At 52.0% G+C, this 16625-nt stretch carries 15 protein-coding genes and 1 pseudogene; 10 read left to right on the top strand and 6 right to left on the bottom strand.

What is annotated here, in order from left to right; translation table 11 throughout:
• Positions 1-170: 170 nt before the first annotated feature.
• Complete coding sequence (locus tag HMPREF1028_RS04330) at positions 171-1526, top strand: nitrous oxide reductase family maturation protein NosD (protein WP_009311592.1); 1356 nt, start codon at positions 171-173, stop codon at positions 1524-1526.
• 54 nt (positions 1527-1580) lie between these two features.
• Here HMPREF1028_RS04330 and HMPREF1028_RS14520 read toward each other — a convergent pair whose 3' ends face one another.
• On the bottom strand, positions 1581-1805 hold the full coding sequence (locus HMPREF1028_RS14520) for a hypothetical protein (RefSeq protein ID WP_148132501.1): 225 nt from the start codon (positions 1803-1805) through the stop codon (positions 1581-1583).
• On the opposite strand from HMPREF1028_RS14520, the gene HMPREF1028_RS04335 reads away from it, so the two are divergent.
• From HMPREF1028_RS04335 to HMPREF1028_RS04345, 3 genes are read left to right on the top strand one after another with little or no spacing between them, the layout of a single operon-like run.
• A complete protein-coding gene (locus tag HMPREF1028_RS04335) occupies positions 1804-2700 on the top strand; it encodes an ABC transporter ATP-binding protein (protein ID WP_009311593.1) in 897 nt (298 codons plus the stop codon). The genes HMPREF1028_RS14520 and HMPREF1028_RS04335 overlap by 2 nt on opposite strands.
• On the top strand, positions 2697-3527 hold the full coding sequence (locus tag HMPREF1028_RS04340; RefSeq protein WP_003759052.1) for an ABC transporter permease: 831 nt from the start codon (positions 2697-2699) through the stop codon (positions 3525-3527). Before HMPREF1028_RS04335 ends, HMPREF1028_RS04340 begins: the two co-directional genes overlap by 4 nt.
• Positions 3524-4018: a nitrous oxide reductase accessory protein NosL gene (locus HMPREF1028_RS04345; RefSeq protein ID WP_003759050.1), complete on the top strand. Its 495-nt coding sequence runs from the start codon at positions 3524-3526 to the stop codon at positions 4016-4018. Before HMPREF1028_RS04340 ends, HMPREF1028_RS04345 begins: the two co-directional genes overlap by 4 nt.
• 245 nt (positions 4019-4263) lie before the next feature.
• On the opposite strand, the gene cysE is transcribed toward HMPREF1028_RS04345, so the two are convergent.
• Positions 4264-5082 carry a serine O-acetyltransferase gene (gene cysE, locus HMPREF1028_RS04350; RefSeq protein ID WP_003759048.1) on the bottom strand — a complete coding sequence of 273 codons (819 nt, stop codon included), beginning with the start codon at positions 5080-5082 and terminating at the stop codon, positions 4264-4266.
• Between the two features lie 161 nt (positions 5083-5243).
• On the opposite strand from cysE, the gene grpE reads away from it, so the two are divergent.
• Both grpE and dnaK read left to right on the top strand, forming a co-directional pair.
• On the top strand, positions 5244-5816 hold the full coding sequence (grpE, locus tag HMPREF1028_RS04355) for a nucleotide exchange factor GrpE (RefSeq protein WP_003759046.1): 573 nt from the start codon (positions 5244-5246) through the stop codon (positions 5814-5816).
• A 303-nt stretch (positions 5817-6119) separates the two neighbouring features.
• Positions 6120-8051 (top strand): molecular chaperone DnaK, encoded by a 1932-nt coding sequence (dnaK, locus tag HMPREF1028_RS04360; RefSeq protein ID WP_009311595.1) that lies wholly within the window; start codon positions 6120-6122, stop codon positions 8049-8051.
• A 360-nt stretch (positions 8052-8411) separates the two neighbouring features.
• Here the strand turns inward: dnaK and alr are convergent, their stop codons facing one another.
• From alr to HMPREF1028_RS04375, 3 genes are all read right to left on the bottom strand, one after another.
• A complete protein-coding gene (gene alr, locus HMPREF1028_RS04365) occupies positions 8412-9470 on the bottom strand; it encodes an alanine racemase (protein ID WP_009311596.1) in 1059 nt (352 codons plus the stop codon).
• A gap of 274 nt (positions 9471-9744) precedes the next feature.
• Complete coding sequence (gene gloB / locus HMPREF1028_RS04370) at positions 9745-10494, bottom strand: hydroxyacylglutathione hydrolase (protein ID WP_009311597.1); 750 nt, start codon at positions 10492-10494, stop codon at positions 9745-9747.
• 277 nt (positions 10495-10771) lie between these two features.
• Entirely contained in the window at positions 10772-11899 is a 1128-nt protein-coding gene (locus HMPREF1028_RS04375) for a PilT/PilU family type 4a pilus ATPase (protein ID WP_003742946.1), read from the bottom strand.
• A 187-nt stretch (positions 11900-12086) separates the two neighbouring features.
• Here HMPREF1028_RS04375 and HMPREF1028_RS04380 point away from each other — a divergent pair, with 187 nt between their 5' ends.
• The 4 genes from HMPREF1028_RS04380 to HMPREF1028_RS15135 all read left to right on the top strand — a co-directional run bounded on the left by HMPREF1028_RS04380 (position 12087) and on the right by HMPREF1028_RS15135 (position 16387).
• Positions 12087-12788 (top strand): 5'-methylthioadenosine/adenosylhomocysteine nucleosidase, encoded by a 702-nt coding sequence (locus HMPREF1028_RS04380; RefSeq protein ID WP_009311598.1) that lies wholly within the window; start codon positions 12087-12089, stop codon positions 12786-12788.
• Between the two features lie 141 nt (positions 12789-12929).
• Positions 12930-14723 carry a translation elongation factor 4 gene (lepA, locus tag HMPREF1028_RS04385; protein WP_036529164.1) on the top strand — a complete coding sequence of 598 codons (1794 nt, stop codon included), beginning with the start codon at positions 12930-12932 and terminating at the stop codon, positions 14721-14723.
• Entirely contained in the window at positions 14723-15742 is a 1020-nt protein-coding gene (lepB, locus tag HMPREF1028_RS04390; RefSeq protein ID WP_009311600.1) for a signal peptidase I, read from the top strand. Before lepA ends, lepB begins: the two co-directional genes overlap by 1 nt.
• Before the next feature lie 342 nt (positions 15743-16084).
• On the top strand, positions 16085-16387 hold the full coding sequence (locus HMPREF1028_RS15135) for a hypothetical protein (protein ID WP_009311601.1): 303 nt from the start codon (positions 16085-16087) through the stop codon (positions 16385-16387).
• Here the strand turns inward: HMPREF1028_RS15135 and HMPREF1028_RS04400 are convergent.
• Positions 16380-16625 (bottom strand): annotated as a pseudogene (locus HMPREF1028_RS04400) (IS630 family transposase); the annotation flags it as partial. The gene HMPREF1028_RS15135 and the pseudogene HMPREF1028_RS04400 overlap by 8 nt on opposite strands.

Consider the following 16625-nt stretch of genomic DNA (forward strand, 5'->3'; position numbering starts at 1 on the left):
GTCTGAAAAAACTTTCAGGTCTTAGCGAAACCCGCTGCCCTCGTTTTCAGACGACCTTTTATAGCAGAACCGTTTGGACGCAACAGACTGTTCCGCTATAAAACAAAAACACGGCCCTCACAGGCAGGCATTACCGTGCCGACGCACACCGCACGAATCAGAGGAACTCCATGCACACACCCCAATTCAAAACATGGCGACGCGCTGTCCTGGCATTTATGTTCGGCGGCATGATTCAGACGACCTTTGCAGCCACCATCGACGTTTCCCCGACCGACAACCTCCCCGAAGTCATCGCGCGCGCGCAGGCAGGCGATACGCTCAAGCTCGCCTCCGGCACTTACAAAACCAAACTGCTTATCGATAAACCCATCACCATCGAAGGCCCTGCCGACCGCTCCGCCAAAATCGAAGGCGACCGCACCGGCCGCACCATTGCCGTCATCGCCCCCGACGTTACCCTGCGCAACCTAACCGTCACCCGTTCCGGTATGAGCCTGCCCGCCATGGATGCCGGCATCTACCTCGAAGAAACCGCCCCCCGCGCCTTAATCGAACACAACAACATCCTCGACAACTCCGTCGGCGTGTATATCCACGGTTCTGCCGAATCCATGGTGCGCGAGAACAAAATCGTCGGCGACTCCACCCTGCGCGTCAACGAACGCGGCAACGGCGTAACCGTCTGGAACGCCCCCGGCGCGCAAGTCGTCAGCAACGACATTTCCAAAGGCCGCGACGGCATTTTCTCCAACACCAGCAAAAACAACACCTATAAAAACAACCGCTTCAGCGACCTGCGTTTCGCCGTCCACTACATGTACACCAACGACAGCGAAGTCAGCGGCAACATTTCCGTCGGCAATAACATGGGCTACGTTTTGATGTTTTCCGACCGCCTCAACGTGTACGGCAACATCGCCGTCGGCAGCCGCGACCAAGGCATCATGCTCAACTACGTCAACTATTCCGACATCCACGACAACATCATCAACAAAGCCGGCAAATGCGTTTTTGCCTACAACGCCAACTACAACAAAATCGTCGCCAACCATTTTGAAAACTGCGAAATCGGCATCCACTTCACCGCCGCCATCGAAGGCACCACCCTTTCCGACAACGCCTTCATCAACAACGAAAGCCAAGTTAAATACGTCAGCACACGTTTTCTTGACTGGGGCGAAGGCGGACGCGGCAACTACTGGAGCGACAACAGCGCGTTCGACCTCGACGGCGACGGCTTCGGCGACAGCGCGTACCGTCCCAACGGCATCATCGACCAAATCATCTGGCGCGCGCCCGTTTCCCGCCTCCTGATGAACAGCCCCGCCATCAGCATCGTCAAATGGGCGCAATCGCAGTTCCCCGCCATCCTTCCCGGCGGCGTGATCGACAGCAAACCGCTGATGAAGGCAGGCAGCAACAAAACCACCACCAAATACGAGGCCATGAAAGAACAACTGTTGCAAGAAGCCAAAACCCATCAGTCCGAATGGAGCGATGCCGAAAACGGCTCATTGAACTAAACGGGACCGGCAAACACGCCCCCGCAAGGTCGTCTGAAAAGTTTTCAGACGACCTTAAAACCCCGCCGCAGCAAGGTTTTGCCCCTCATTGCCGTACCAACGGGCATTCGCCGCAAATACGGTGCAACCCGCAACGCAGGCAACAGTCGAAAACGCCGCCCCATAACAAACGTCGTCTGAAATCCCTCTCCCCTTTTTCAGACGACCCCATACAAAGAACGCCCTTTTCAGACGACCCGAACGTCGTCTGAAACCCAATCCACACAAGGAAGCACTCATGAGCGCACACCATGTCGAATTGAGAAACGTAACCAAACGCTTCGGCGCACAAAAAGCCGTCAACCAAGTCGATTTAGTCTTGAAGGCAGGCGAAAGTGTCGGTCTTGCCGGACACAACGGTGCAGGCAAGTCCACGCTCATCAAATTGATACTCGGGCTGATTACCCCCACCGAAGGCGAAGTCATGCTGCTGGGTGAGCGCACAGGCAGCAAAGCCGGCGCACAGTTGCGTAGCCAAATCGGCTACCTGCCCGAAACCGTCGCCCTACACCCTTCCCTCAGCGGCATCGAAACCCTCAATTTCTACGCCAAACTCAAAAAACAGCCGCTCACCAAAAACCACGAACTCCTCGAGCGCGTCGGCATTTCCCAAGCCGCCCGCCGCCGCGTCGGCACCTACTCCAAAGGCATGCGCCAACGCCTCGCCCTCGCCCAAGCGCTGCTGGGCGAACCCAAAGTATTGCTGTTTGACGAACCCACCACAGGCCTCGACCCCGCCTCGCGCCAAATGTTTTACGAAGTCGTGCGCGAACTCAACGGACGCGGCGCCACCGTCCTCCTCAGCACCCACGCCCTCGCCGAACTTGACGGCCACGCCGACCGCATCGTCGTCATGAAAAACGGTGTCAAAGTCGCCGACGGCAGCATGGACGAGCTGCACGTCCAAAGCGGACTCCCCCTCACCGTCAACATCCGACTCAAAGCCCCGCGTCCGTTAAGCGGACGCTGGCAGCCGCTTTCAGACGACCTCAGCTATCAGGCGCAATGTCAGGCTGAAGAACGCATGGCATTACTCAGCGAACTGGGCAACCTGTCCGACCTCGCCTACCTCGACATCCACACACCCACACTCGACGACATGTACGCACAATTCTTAAAAAGGGAGGACGTATGAACCCCGTTTGGATTATCACCGGAAAAGAAGTCCGCGACAGCCTGCGCAACCGCTGGGTACTCGCCGCCTCCGTCCTGCTTGCCGCCCTCGCCCTCTCATTGGGCTTCCTCGGCAGCTCGCCGACAGGCTCGGTTAAAGTCGATCCGCTGACTGTAACCGTTGTCAGCCTCTCCAGCCTGTCCATCTTCCTGATCCCGCTCATCGCCATGCTCCTCTCCTACGATTCCCTCATTGGCGAAATCGAACGCGGCACCATGGCGCTGCTGTTGAGCTACCCCGTTTCCCGCAACCAAATCCTTGCCGGAAAATTCATCGGACACCTCATCATCCTCGCCCTTGCCACCACCGCAGGCTACGGAATTGCGGGCATCACGCTCCAACTCGCCAACGGCAGCTTCGACATCGCCGCATGGAAACCCTTTGCCCTGCTGATTGCCGCCAGCGTCATCTTGGGCGCGGCATTCCTGTCCATGGGCTACCTCATCAGCGCGAAAGTCAAAGAACGCGGCACCGCCGCCGGTATCGCCATCGGCGTTTGGCTGTTTTTCGTCGTCATCTTCGACATGGCGCTTTTGGGCATCCTCGTCGCCGATACCCAGCAAACAATTACTGCCCCCGTCGTTGAAACCGTCCTCCTTTTCAACCCCACCGACATCTACCGCCTGCTCAACCTGACCGGTTACGAAAACACCGCCATGTACGCAGGCATGGCAGGTTTGAGCGAACAAATCAGCCTGACCATGCCCGTATTGCTGACCGCGCAGATATTATGGGTTATTATTCCCCTTATCTTGGCAGCAAGAATTTTTGGAAAGCGACAAATATGAAAAAGATTTTACCTGCGCTCCTCGCCGCCCTGCTCCTGAGTGCCTGCCCTAAAGAGGATGACACCCCGCCGCCTGAGCCTCAGCAAATCAGCGACCGCGCCGTGGGGCACTATTGCAGCATGAACCTGACCGAACACAACGGCCCCAAAGCCCAAATCTACCTCAACGGCAAACCCGACCGCCCCGTCTGGTTCTCCACCATCAAGCAGATGTTCGGCTACACCAAGCTGCCCGAAGAGCCTAAAGGCATCCACGTCATCTACGTTACCGACATGGGCAAAGTCAAAGACTGGAGCAAACCCAATGCCGACACCGCATGGATAGACGGCAAAAAAGCCTACTACGTCATCGAAAGCGGCTTCATCGGCGGCATGGGTGCGGAAGACGCCCTCCCCTTCGCCGACAAAGCCCAAGCAGAGAAATTTGCCAAAGAAAAAGGCGGCCGCGTCGTCAGCTTCGACGAAATGCCCGATTCCTACATCTTCAAATAATCCCTTCCCATCAAAAAGGTCGTCTGAAAACCTTATCCATCAGGTTTTCAGACGACCTTTTTATATAGTGGATTAACTAAATCAGGACAAGGCGACAAAGCCGCAGACAGTACAGATAGTACGGAACTGATTCACTTGGTGCTTCAGCACCTTAGAGAATCGTTCTCTTTGAGCTAAGGCGAGGCAACGCCGTACTGGTTTAAAGTTAATCCACTATATCTGCGGTCTTAATCAGGCGATTCAGTTCAAATCACAAAATCCATCGCCGTTCCCTGCAAGCTCTGGTCCATGTCCGCCGACGGGGTTTTGACCGAACGCCCCACCGGTTTGGCAGGCACGCCGACGACAGTGATTGACGACGGTACGTCCGCAACGACCACGCTGCCTGCGCCGATTTTGGAATTGTCGCCGATGCGGATGTTGCCCAATATCGAAGCGTTCGCGCCGATCATCACGCCGTCGCCGATTTTCGGATGGCGGTCGCCTCCTTCCTTGCCCGAGCCGCCGAGCGTTACGCCGTGCAGGATGGAAATATTGTTGCCCAACACGGCGGTTTCGCCCGCCACAAAACCGGTGGCGTGGTCGAGCATCAGCCCATGACCGAAACGGGCGGCGGGGTGAATATCGACGCCGAAGACTTCCGACATACGATTTTGCAGGAAATACGCCAGCGTTTTGCGGCCGTTTTGATAGAGCCAGTGGTTGATGCGGTGCGCCTGAATGGCGTGGAAACCTTTGAAATATAAAAGCGGCAGCGAATATTCGTCGCAGGCGGGGTCGCGTTCGTAAATGGCTTTCAAGTCGGCTTCGACGCAGTTGCTGATGCGCGCGTCGCTGCCCAATGCCTGCTGGTAAATTTCAAACAGGGCGCGCACGTCCATAATCGGGCTGCCGAGTTTGCTGGAGAGGTGGTAGGCAAGGACGGAATCGAGCGAATCGTGGCGCAATACAGTTTGGTGCAAAAAGCTCGCCAGCATCGGTTCGGCTGCGGCTGCGGCTGCGGTTTCTTCGCGGATGGTGTGCCAGAGGTTGAAATCGGTTGTGTTCAGGTGGTCTTTTTTCATGTTGGGGTCGTCTGAAAATAGGATGGTGTCGGTGTATCTTACCTTTTATCAACGATTTGCGATAGCGCATTGCGGAATATGCTTATGATGGTTTCCGTGTGCTTGAAGTTTTTTCAAACGACCTTATATAAAGTAGCATTCGATTCAAACCATTCCAAAGGATGCATGAAATGAGCGAACATCACGAACAATATCAACACGAAACCGAAGAGGCGGCAAACGCAGAAGCTGCCCAAGCCCCCAAAACCGAACAACCCGAAGCTACCGAACCGCCGACTTACGAAGAATTGCAGGCGCGTATCGCCGAGTTGGAAGGACAGTTGAAAGACAGCGAACTGCGCGGCTTGGCAAACGAGCAAAACCTGCGCCGCCGCCATCAGCAGGAAATCGCCGATACGCACAAGTTTGCCGGACAAAAATTCGCCGCCGAAATGCTGCCGGTCAAAGACTATCTCGAAATGGCGCTGCTCGACCAAAGCGGTAATTTCGACGCGCTGAAAATGGGCGTGCAAATGACGCTGAACGAATTGCAAAAAGCGTTTGACGCCACACACATCAAAGAAATCAACCCGCAGCCCGGCGACAAACTCGACCCGCACCAACATCAAGCAATGCAGGCGGTCGTCAGCGAGCAAGAGCCGAACACCATCGTCAGCGTCATGAAAAAAGGCTACACCCTGTCCGACCGCGTATTACGTCCCGCAATGGTTGTCGTGGCGAAACAAGAATCCTGAAGGCACCGCTTGATAAAGTTTATCAAGCATAAAATTTTCAGACGACCCTTCCTCGTCCCTCAAGCTCCAATCCCGCTTTTGGAAAATCATTCCGATGATGCTCAATCGGAAAACAAAGACAAGGTCGTCTGAAAAACAAAATACCATCCTGTGGATAAATAGTCTAGTTTGTTGAATTTTATATAAAAAAAATTTCAACAAAACCCTTGAAAAAATATCGGGCAACCTTATTTACAGGTCAACGGAACAAAATGTTCCACACAATTATTAATTTAGAAAAATCTTTTTAGGAGCAACATCAATATGGCAAAAGTAATCGGTATCGACTTAGGTACAACCAACTCTTGTGTATCCATCTCTGAAAACGGTCAAACCAAAGTTATTGAAAACGCAGAAGGCGCACGCACTACGCCGTCTGTCGTCGCTTATCTGGACGGCGGCGAAGTCCTCGTCGGCGCACCGGCCAAACGCCAAGCCGTAACCAACGCTAAAAACACCATCTACGCTGTCAAACGTTTGATCGGTCATAAATTTGAAGACAAAGAAGTCCAACGCGACATCGAATCCATGCCTTTCGAAATCATCAAAGCCAACAACGGCGACGCATGGGTGAAAGCGCAAGGCAAAGAGCTGTCTCCACCGCAAGTTTCCGCAGAAGTCCTGCGTAAAATGAAAGAAGCCGCCGAATCTTATTTGGGCGAAAAAGTAACCGAAGCCGTGATTACCGTTCCGGCCTATTTCAACGACAGCCAACGTCAAGCCACCAAAGACGCAGGCCGCATCGCCGGTTTGGATGTAAAACGCATCATCAACGAGCCGACCGCAGCCGCTTTGGCATTCGGTATGGACAAAGGCGACAACAAAGACCGCAAAGTAGCCGTATATGACTTGGGCGGCGGTACCTTCGATATTTCCATCATCGAAATCGCCAACCTCGACGGCGACAAACAATTCGAAGTATTGGCCACCAACGGCGACACCTTCTTGGGTGGTGAAGACTTCGACCAACGCCTCATCGACTACATCATCGCCGAGTTCAAAAAAGACCAAGGCATTGATTTGAAACAAGACGTGATGGCATTGCAACGCCTGAAAGAGGCTGCCGAAAAAGCCAAAATCGAATTGTCCAGCGGCCAGCAAACCGAAATCAACCTGCCGTACATCACCATGGACGCAACCGGCCCGAAACACTTGGCAATGAAAATTACCCGCGCCAAATTCGAAAGCCTGGTTGAAGACCTGATTGCCCGCTCTATCGAGCCTTGCCGCACCGCATTGAAAGATGCCGGCTTGAGCACCAGCGACATCGACGACGTGATTTTGGTCGGCGGTCAGTCCCGTATGCCGAAAGTACAAGAAGCCGTAAGAGACTTCTTCGGCAAAGAGCCGCGTAAAGACGTGAACCCTGACGAAGCCGTTGCCGTAGGCGCAGCGATTCAAGGCGAAGTATTGAGTGGCGGCCGCAGCGACGTATTGCTGCTGGACGTAACCCCTCTGTCCTTGGGTATCGAAACCATGGGCGGCGTGATGACCAAGCTGATTCAGAAGAACACCACCATCCCGACTAAAGCGTCGCAAGTGTTCTCTACCGCCGAAGACAACCAAAGCGCAGTAACCATCCATGTACTGCAAGGCGAACGCGAACGCGCTTCCGCCAACAAATCTTTGGGTCAGTTCAACTTGGGCGACATCGCACCCGCACCACGCGGCATGCCGCAAATCGAAGTAACCTTCGACATTGACGCCAACGGTATCCTGCACGTTTCCGCCAAAGACAAAGGCACAGGCAAAGCTGCCAACATCACCATCCAAGGTTCTTCAGGTTTGAGCGAAGAAGAAATCGAACGCATGGTGAAAGATGCAGAAGCCAACGCCGAGGAAGATAAAAAACTGACTGAATTGGTCGCTTCCCGCAACCAAGCCGAAGCCCTGATTCACTCCGTGAAAAAATCTTTGGCCGACTACGGCGACAAACTCGACGCAGCCGAGAAAGAAAAAATCGAAGCCGCGCTGAAAGAAGCCGAAGAAGCTGTAAAAGGCGACGACAAAGCCGCCATCGATGCCAAAGCCGAAGCATTGGGCGCAGCCAGTCAAAAACTGGGCGAAATGGTTTACGCACAAGCGCAAGCCGAAGCCCAAGCAGGCGAAAGCGCACAAGCCGAACCGTCTTCCGCCAAGAAAGACGACGACGTGGTAGATGCCGACTTTGAAGAAGTAAAAGACGACAAGAAATAATTGAGGCCGTCTGAAAAAAGCGCGAACCTTACGATTCGCGCTTTTTTTGTTTTTTGCTTGATGTGATGTTTTCAGACGACCTCTTGGGATGCGGCATTTCCATTTAAAAGCAAAACGTATCCGACATCCTGCCTTATAGTGGATTAAATTTAAATCAGGACAAGGCGACGAAGCCGCAGACAGTACAGATAGTACGGAACCGATTCACTTGGTGCTTCAGCACCTTAGAGAATCGTTCTCTTTGAGCTAAGGCAAGGCAACGCCGTACTGGTTTAAAGTTAATCCACTATAAAAACCAAAAGGTCGTCTGAAACCCAATACCATGATTTCAGACGACCTTTAAACAAAAACAATCTTGTCTTATTCTGAATATGTAAACTTCGCGCGTTTGACGTTGCAAAAAATTTCATACGGAATCATACCGGCAGCTTCGGCGACTTCGTTGATGTTGACGACATCGCCCCACAATTCGACTTCGGCACCCAAACCTTCTTGGGAAGCATCGAGTTCGACGGTAATCATGTCCATAGACACCCTGCCGATAATTCGGCTGCGTTTGCCTTCGACGGCAACAGGCGAATTGGTCGAGGCGCGGCGCGGATAACCGTCGGCGTAGCCGCAGGCAATCAGGCCGACACGGGTGGATTTGCTGGTGTAAAACGTTGCGCCGTAGCCGATAGGAGAATGAGGTTGCAGGACGCGTTCGCCGAATACGCGGGAAGTCAGGCGCATGACGGGTTTCAGGCGTTCGTCCACGCCGCCGAACGGAGAAATGCCGTAAAGCGCCAGTCCGGCACGACCCCAGTCGCGGCGCGCTTCGGGGACATTCAGAATGGCAGCGGAGTTGGCGAGGCTTTCTTCGCCTTCCAAACCTTCACACGCTAAATCAAAGGCTTCGAGCTGCATTTCGGTCATGCCGTTGTCGGGGTCGTCGGCGCAGGCGAAATGGCTGAATTTGACGATGCCGTCAACGTGTTTGCATTGTTTCAGGGCGGTGTAGGCGGAAGTGTAATTGTTCGGGAAGAAGCCGGCACGGTGCATACCGGAATCCATTTTGAGCCAGACTTTGACGGGGTGCTGCCAATGATGGGCGATTAAAGCTTCGAGTTGCCATTGGCTGCCGACGCCCGGCCACAAATTGTATTTATCGACGGTAGCGTATTCCGACGCTTCAAACACGCCTTCGAGCAATACGATGGGATTGGTAATGCCGCTCTCACGCAATTCGACGGCTTCGTCCACGGTGGCAACGGCAAACCCGTCGGCAAGGTCGGACAATGCGTGGGCGCACCGTACCGCGCCGTGTCCGTAAGCGTCCGCTTTGATGACGGCGAGCATCTTGCCGCCGTGAATCTGTTTCAGGGTTTGATAATTGTGGCGCAGATTGTCCAAGCGGATTCGGGCATTTAATGGACGCATGATTTGTTCTTTCTGTTAATGAAGGTCGTCTGAAAATGGATATTTACGTTTTCAGACGACCTTAAAATATGGCTAATGCTTATAATTATAGGCTTAAAGACGCATTTTTTAAATATCCGATGCGCCCGCCCAATTAATTATCTTATTAATGGACAAGCATCAATCCGACTAACCTAAGATAAAAATCCCTAAATATTGGACATTTGAACGAATCGTCCAGACGAAGCTCTTGGTGCGAAAATACTTTTCGCAGGAAGCCTGCTTTTACTCAAAATCAAAACCGGTTTTTCAATTCCCGCAGCGCGGCGAACACTTCCAAACCGCTGTTCAATCGCTTCCCAGTCAATTCCTCAACCCGTTCGCGGACATGGGACAAATCGACCCGCAAAAACGGATTGATTTTGCGCTCATGCGCAAGGGTTACGGGCAGGGTCGGCGTATGTTCCGTCGCGCCTAAAGCCGCTTGAATATCGGGATTCTCCGGTTCGATAAATTCGGCGAAACGCAGATTGGCGGCGGTGTATTCATGCGCAGGATAAAACAGCGTTTCTTCGGGCAGCTGATTGAACCTTTGGAAACTGTCGTACAACTCCTCTATCGTTCCCGTAAACACCCTGCCGCAGCCGGCGGAGAATAAGGTATCGCCGCAGAAAACGTGCAGACCTTCGGCGTTTTCCAAAAGATAGCTGACGTGGCGGTCGGTATGGCCGGGCGTCGCCCACACGGTAACCAGCCCGTCGCCGAAAGGAAACTGCGTACCTGCCGTCACCGTATGCGTTGCCACATCGATATCCGTCTCACCGTACACGGGCGATTCCATAAAGCCGTTTTTGAGGGATTGAACTCCGCCAATGTGGTCGTGATGCAGATGGGTAACCCACGTTTGCGCCAGCATCAGGCGGTTGCGGACGAGGAATATCAAAACGGGCGTGGCATCGGACGGATCGACGCAGGCGGCGTGGTTGCCGTCTTGAATCATCCAAATGTAGTTGTCGTTTAGGGCTTGGACGGGTGTAATTTTCATAGGATTTCTTTTGTAGGTAGTGATTTGAGTGCGGCTAAACCATGGAGCCGTATGGTATAGTGGATTAACTTTAAACCAGGACGGCGTTGCCTTGCCGGACTATCTCTGTACTGTCTGCGGCTTCGTCGCCTTGTCCTGATTTAAATTTAATCCACTATATTTACAAAACAGTTTAACAGAAATGACTTGAACGTTATTGGTATGCCTAATCGGCACAGACCAAAAAGGTCGTCTGAAAAGTGATTTTCAGACGACCTTTGCTCATTTCCGACAACTTTTAAATCAGTTCCAAGTCCGGGCCGGCGTTTTGGGCGCGGCGGCTGCGCAGTTGGATGTCCAAACGCAGGTCGTGGGCGGAGTCGGCGTTTTTAATGGCATCTTGGAAGCTGATGTCGCCGCGTTCGTACAGCTCGTAGAGCGCTTGGTCGAAGGTTTGCATACCCATGGCGGTAGATTTTTTCATCATTTCTTTGATGCCGTGGATTTCGCCTTTTTGAATCATTTCGGAAATAATCGGCGAATTGAGCAGGATTTCCACTGCGGCTACGCGCCCCTTGCCGCCTTCGCGGGGAATCAGGCGTTGCGAGATGAAGGCTTGCAGGTTGAGCGACAAATCGGTCAAAAGCTGGGTGCGGCGCTCTTCGGGGAAGAAGTTGATGATGCGGTCGAGCGCCTGGTTGGAGTTGTTGGCGTGCAGTGTGGCGAGACAGAGGTGGCCTGTTTCGGCGAACGCCAAGGCATAGTCCATGGTTTCGCGGTCGCGAATCTCGCCGATGAGGATGACGTCCGGCGCCTGACGCAGGGTGTTTTTCAGCGCGGCAAACCAGTTTTCGGTATCCACGCCGACTTCGCGCTGGGTAATGATGCTTTTTTTGTGTTGATGGACGAACTCAATCGGGTCTTCGATGGTGATGATGTGGTCTTGGCAATTTTCGTTGCGGTGGTCAACCATCGCAGCGAGCGAGGTCGATTTGCCCGAGCCGGTACCGCCGACAAAAATCACGAGGCCGCGTTTTTTCATCACCACGTCTTTCAAGACGGGCGGCAGATTAAGGCTGTCGAAATTAGGGATTTTACTGGTAATGGAGCGGAACACCAACGCCGTTGCACCACGCTGCACCATGGCATTGACACGGAAGCGGCTGGTGTCGGGCAGACTGATGGCGAAGTTGCATTCGTTGGTGGAGGAAAACTCTTCAATTTGTTTGGTGGACATAATCGAAAAAGCGATTTCCATACATTTTTCGGAGGTCAGCGGCTCGTCGGTAATCGGCGTGATTTTGCCGTCCACTTTCATCGCAGGCGGGAAATTGGTCGTAATAAAGAGGTCGGAGCCTTTGTATTTGTTCATATGGCGCAGCCAAGTGAACAATTCGTCTTTTGCGCTGGGAGGATTGGTCATCATGATATTTGATAATTTCGGTGGTTATTTTATTAAAATGGATTATATCAAATAAATCATGATACATAAAAATGGCAGGATTACCGTATCGAATAATAGGACAGGCGGGCAATATGGCAGATTCAATACGGGTATGGAATGCCGCCGCTGCTGTTATAATACCGCCCACAATTTCATGGAAAGGTAAAAAATGTCTGTACAAACAGTAGCGGTCATCGGCGCGATGGAGCAGGAAATCGAGCTTTTGCGCGAAGCAATGGATGATGTCAAAAGCGTGTCTTTCGGTAAATTTACCGCCTACGAAGGCGAAATGGCGGGCAAACGCATGGTGTTGGTATTGAGCGGCATCGGCAAGGTCAACGCTGCGGTTTCAACGGCTTGGGTCATCCATCAATTCGCGCCGGACTGCGTCATCAATACCGGCAGCGCGGGCGGTTTGGGCAAGGGTTTGAAAGTCGGCGACATAGTGGTCGGCACGGAAATCGCGCATCACGACGTCGATGTAACGGCGTTCGGCTATGTTTGGGGACAAGTGCCGCAACTGCCTGCCGTATTCGTTTCAGACGACCTCTTGGTCGGCAAGGCAAAACAGGCGGCGGAAGTGTTTGAAGGCGCGGCGGTAGCGCAAGGCTTGATTGTCAGCGGCGACCGCTTTGTCCACAGCAGCGAAGGCGTGGCGGAAATCCGCAGCCATTTCCCCGAAGTCAAAGCGGTGGAAATGGAAGCAGCAGCGATTGCGCAAGCCTGCCACCAGTGGAACACTCCTTTCGTCGTGATCCGCGCGATGTCCGATTCGGCGGACGAAAAAGCGGACATCAGCTTTGAAGAGTTTTTGAAAACGGCGGCGGCAAGCTCGGCGAAAATGGTGGAAAAGATTGTCGCGTCGCTGTAAAACACGCATAAAATCATGCGGAAACAGTAAATTTCCGCTAGAATGTCAGGCTATTTCACTTTGCCTGAAGGTCGTCTGAACGGTCTATTTGATTTTCAGACGACCTTTTCAGAATCACTGCTTATCTTTCAAAATAACAATATGAAAAATATCCGAAACTTCTCCATCATTGCCCACATCGACCACGGCAAATCGACGCTTGCCGACCGCTTCATCCAATGCTGCGGCGGCTTGGATTTACGCGAAATGAGTACGCAGGTGCTCGATTCCATGGACATCGAAAAAGAGCGCGGCATCACCATCAAAGCGCAAACCGCCGCGCTCAACTACAAAGCACGTGACGGGCAGGTGTATCAACTCAACCTGATTGACACGCCGGGACACGTCGACTTCTCTTACGAAGTCTCCCGCTCCTTGTCCGCCTGTGAAGGCGCGCTTTTGGTTGTTGACGCGTCTCAAGGCGTGGAAGCGCAAACCGTGGCGAACTGCTATACCGCGATTGATTTGGGCGTGGAAGTCGTGCCTGTTTTGAACAAAATCGACCTGCCCGCCGCCGACCCCGAACGCGTGGAACAGGAAATCGAAGACATCATCGGCATCGATGCCGTCGGCGCGGTGCAATGTTCAGCCAAAAGCGGCATCGGCGTGGAAGACGTTTTGGAAGAAATCGTTGCCAAAATCCCCGCGCCGACCGGCGACGAAAACGCGCCGCTGCAAGCCGTTATCGTCGATTCGTGGTTTGATAACTACGTCGGCGTGGTCATGTTGATCCGTGTGAAAAACGGCACCATCAAGCTGAAAGACAAAGTGCGCTTTATGAGCACCAAGGCGGAAACGCAGGTTGAGCAGCTGGGCGTATTCACACCTAAATCGGTTCAAAAACAAGAACTCAAAGCCGGCGAAGTGGGCTTTTTGATTACCGGTGTGAAAGAATTGGGACAGGCAAAAGTCGGCGACACGGTTACTTTGGTTGCCAACCCCGCCTCTGAGCCGCTGCCTGGTTTCCAAGAGGTGCAAAGCCAAGTATTTGCAGGTCTCTACCCCGTGGAAAGCCACGACTACGAAGCCTTGCGTGATGCTTTGGAAAAATTGCAACTTAACGATGCTTCATTGAAATTCGAGCCTGAAGTTTCTCAAGCATTGGGATTCGGCTTCCGCTGCGGTTTCTTGGGTCTGCTGCACTTGGAAATCGTGCAGGAACGCTTGGAGCGCGAGTTCGACATGGATTTGATTACCACCGCGCCGACGGTGGTTTACGAAGTCGTGTTGAAAAGCGGCGAAAAAATCGAAGTCGAAAATCCGTCCAAACTGCCCGACATCGGCAGCATCGAAACCATTCTCGAGCCGATTATTACCGCGACCATCCTCGTGCCACAGGAATACGTCGGCAACGTCATGACTTTGTGTAACCAAAAGCGCGGCGTGCAGGTCAATATGCAGTACATGGGTCGTCAAGTCATGCTGACTTACGATTTGCCCATGAACGAAGTTGTAATGGATTTTTTCGACAAACTCAAATCCACTTCGCGCGGCTATGCCTCGCTGGACTACCATTTCAAAGAGTTCCAACCGTCTGATTTGATTAAGCTCGACATCATGGTCAACGGCGAAAAAGTCGATGCCTTGAGCCTGATTGTGCACCGTCAAAGCGCCGTTCACCGAGGCCGCGAACTGGCCGCGAAAATGCGCGAGCTGATTCCGCGCCAAATGTTCGACATCGCGGTCCAAGCCGCCATCGGCAGCCAGATTATCGCCCGCGAAAACGTCAAAGCCCTGCGTAAAAACGTCTTGGCGAAATGTTACGGCGGCGATATTACCCGTAAGAAAAAACTTCTCGAAAAACAAAAAGCAGGCAAACGCCGCATGAAACAAGTGGGCAACGTGGAAATTCCGCAAAGCGCGTTCTTGGCGATTCTGCAAGTGAGCGACAAATAATGAGCACAAATTTAATCTACGGCGCGATTGCCGCCATCGTTATCGGCATTTTCCTCTATTTCATAAGCAGCAAAGAACGTCAGGAAAACGGAGAATGGAGCTCCGGCCTGCAATGGGCGTATCTTTTGTGCATGATCGGCGTTTTCGGCATCCTGTCTTTTTACATGAGTTTTACCGCCGTATTGCTGATATTTGTCGTATTCACCGGCATCGTTTGGGCCATTCACAAGGGTCGTCTGAAAAAAGTTCCGTCGCACCAGGACAAAGCCCACTTTACCGACTATATGAGCGGCTTTTTCCCAATCATCCTCGTCGTCTTCATCCTGCGCACCTTTATCGCCGAACCATTTCAAATCCCGTCCAGCTCCATGCGCCCGGGCTTGGTTAAAGGCGACTTCATCCTTGTGAACAAATTCGCCTACGGCATCAGAACCCCGATTATCAACAACGTCCTGATTCCGACCGGACAAATCGAGCGCGGCGACGTCGTCGTGTTCAACTACCCCGTCCAGCCTGAAATGAACTACATCAAGCGCATCGTCGGACTGCCGGGCGATACCGTCGAATACCGCGACAAAGTCCTGACCGTCAACGGACAAGTTGCCCCCGACCAACCGAACGGCACCTACTCCTACCCTGATGATACCGAACCGTCCGTAATCCACAACCCCGAACTTTTTCAGACGACCCTCAACGGCAAAACCTTCAACATCCTGAAAGAGCCCGGACAACCCTCCGTTTTCATTCCCTCGCTCGACAACTACCGCATGAAAATCATGCCTGAAAACGGTTATTCCATAGAGCAAAGCGGTTTGGAACACTGCCAATACGCCGAAGACGGCAGTGGCTTTAGCTGCAAAGTGCCAGAAGGCCGCTACTTCGCCATGGGCGACAATCGCGACAACAGCGCCGACTCCCGCTACTGGGGTTTTGTAGACGACAAACTTATCGTCGGAAAAGCCTTCTTCGTGTGGATGAATTTCGGCGATTACAGCCGCATCGGCAGCAGCATCCAGTAAGTTGCCCGTTTCATTCCGATAAAACACAAGGTCGTCTGAAAACTGATTTTCAGACGACCTTTTTTATGGCAATTTAAAATTTGTGTCTTAGATGAATATTAAATTTAATATTAAAAAAGGCTTGAAATATTATTAACTCAAGAGATGGTTAGGAAGATGATAATCATAAATTACCCAGAAAGAGTAAATTTTCAAAAATTAACAAATATTAATTAAGTAAAGCTGTTTGTATTTGTTTATAATATTACGATGGTGTAAGTGTTGTTTATATTTGGTTTTTTAATTAGCAAATAATCTAGTTGTTTTAAGTAAAGTTACTTTCAGTTAATGAGGATTATATTTATGTTTACTCAGAAGAAATCACCTATTACTCATTTTGTATTAACAGGTATTTGTGCAGCAGTTTTAGCTGCATGTGCTAGCTCGAATGGAGAACCGGGTTCACCGACAAGTCCATCTGTGGCACCTAATGATATTAGTAATAATACCAACAAAGGTAATTCCAATAAGGAAAATACAAATAAACCCAATACCGGTAAAGACAACGCCGGTAAGGACAACTCAACCAAACCCACTACCGGTAAAGATAACTCCGGTAAAGACAATGCAACCAAGCCTACTACCGGTAAAGATATAGTCAATTAAAATCAAAATAGGACAGTAATGCATCGTCAAATCGGGCGTAATCAGACAATACGGTTCGCAGATACCGCTTAATATTCGCCCACACCTTCTCAATCGGGTTGAGCTCAGGTGAATAAGGTGCAAGAGGTAATACCTTATGTCCCCATTTTTCCGCCATTTCCCGTAAGACACCCATACGGTGAAATCGTGCATTATCTAAAATAATCACCGATTTTTGAGTCAATGCGGGCAGTAGGCA

This window comes from Neisseria sp. GT4A_CT1 (genome assembly GCF_000227275.1).
Classification (GTDB): domain Bacteria; phylum Pseudomonadota; class Gammaproteobacteria; order Burkholderiales; family Neisseriaceae; genus Neisseria.

Bases quoted from the DNA above. Each gene is read 5' to 3' on its own strand.
- dnaK (WP_009311595.1), top strand. From the start codon at position 6,120: ATGGCAAAAGTAATCGGTATCGACTTAGGTACAACCAACTCTTGTGTA.
- lepA (WP_036529164.1), top strand. From the start codon at position 12,930: ATGAAAAATATCCGAAACTTCTCCATCATTGCCCACATCGACCACGGC.
- HMPREF1028_RS04340 (WP_003759052.1), top strand. From the start codon at position 2,697: ATGAACCCCGTTTGGATTATCACCGGAAAAGAAGTCCGCGACAGCCTG.
- HMPREF1028_RS04330 (WP_009311592.1), top strand. From the start codon at position 171: ATGCACACACCCCAATTCAAAACATGGCGACGCGCTGTCCTGGCATTT.
- cysE (WP_003759048.1), bottom strand. From the start codon at position 5,082: ATGAAAAAAGACCACCTGAACACAACCGATTTCAACCTCTGGCACACC.
- HMPREF1028_RS14520 (WP_148132501.1), bottom strand. From the start codon at position 1,805: ATGAGTGCTTCCTTGTGTGGATTGGGTTTCAGACGACGTTCGGGTCGT.
- grpE (WP_003759046.1), top strand. From the start codon at position 5,244: ATGCATGAAATGAGCGAACATCACGAACAATATCAACACGAAACCGAA.
- alr (WP_009311596.1), bottom strand. From the start codon at position 9,470: ATGCGTCCATTAAATGCCCGAATCCGCTTGGACAATCTGCGCCACAAT.
- gloB (WP_009311597.1), bottom strand. From the start codon at position 10,494: ATGAAAATTACACCCGTCCAAGCCCTAAACGACAACTACATTTGGATG.
- HMPREF1028_RS04380 (WP_009311598.1), top strand. From the start codon at position 12,087: ATGTCTGTACAAACAGTAGCGGTCATCGGCGCGATGGAGCAGGAAATC.
- HMPREF1028_RS04375 (WP_003742946.1), bottom strand. From the start codon at position 11,899: ATGATGACCAATCCTCCCAGCGCAAAAGACGAATTGTTCACTTGGCTG.
- HMPREF1028_RS15135 (WP_009311601.1), top strand. From the start codon at position 16,085: ATGTTTACTCAGAAGAAATCACCTATTACTCATTTTGTATTAACAGGT.
- lepB (WP_009311600.1), top strand. From the start codon at position 14,723: ATGAGCACAAATTTAATCTACGGCGCGATTGCCGCCATCGTTATCGGC.
- HMPREF1028_RS04335 (WP_009311593.1), top strand. From the start codon at position 1,804: ATGAGCGCACACCATGTCGAATTGAGAAACGTAACCAAACGCTTCGGC.
- HMPREF1028_RS04345 (WP_003759050.1), top strand. From the start codon at position 3,524: ATGAAAAAGATTTTACCTGCGCTCCTCGCCGCCCTGCTCCTGAGTGCC.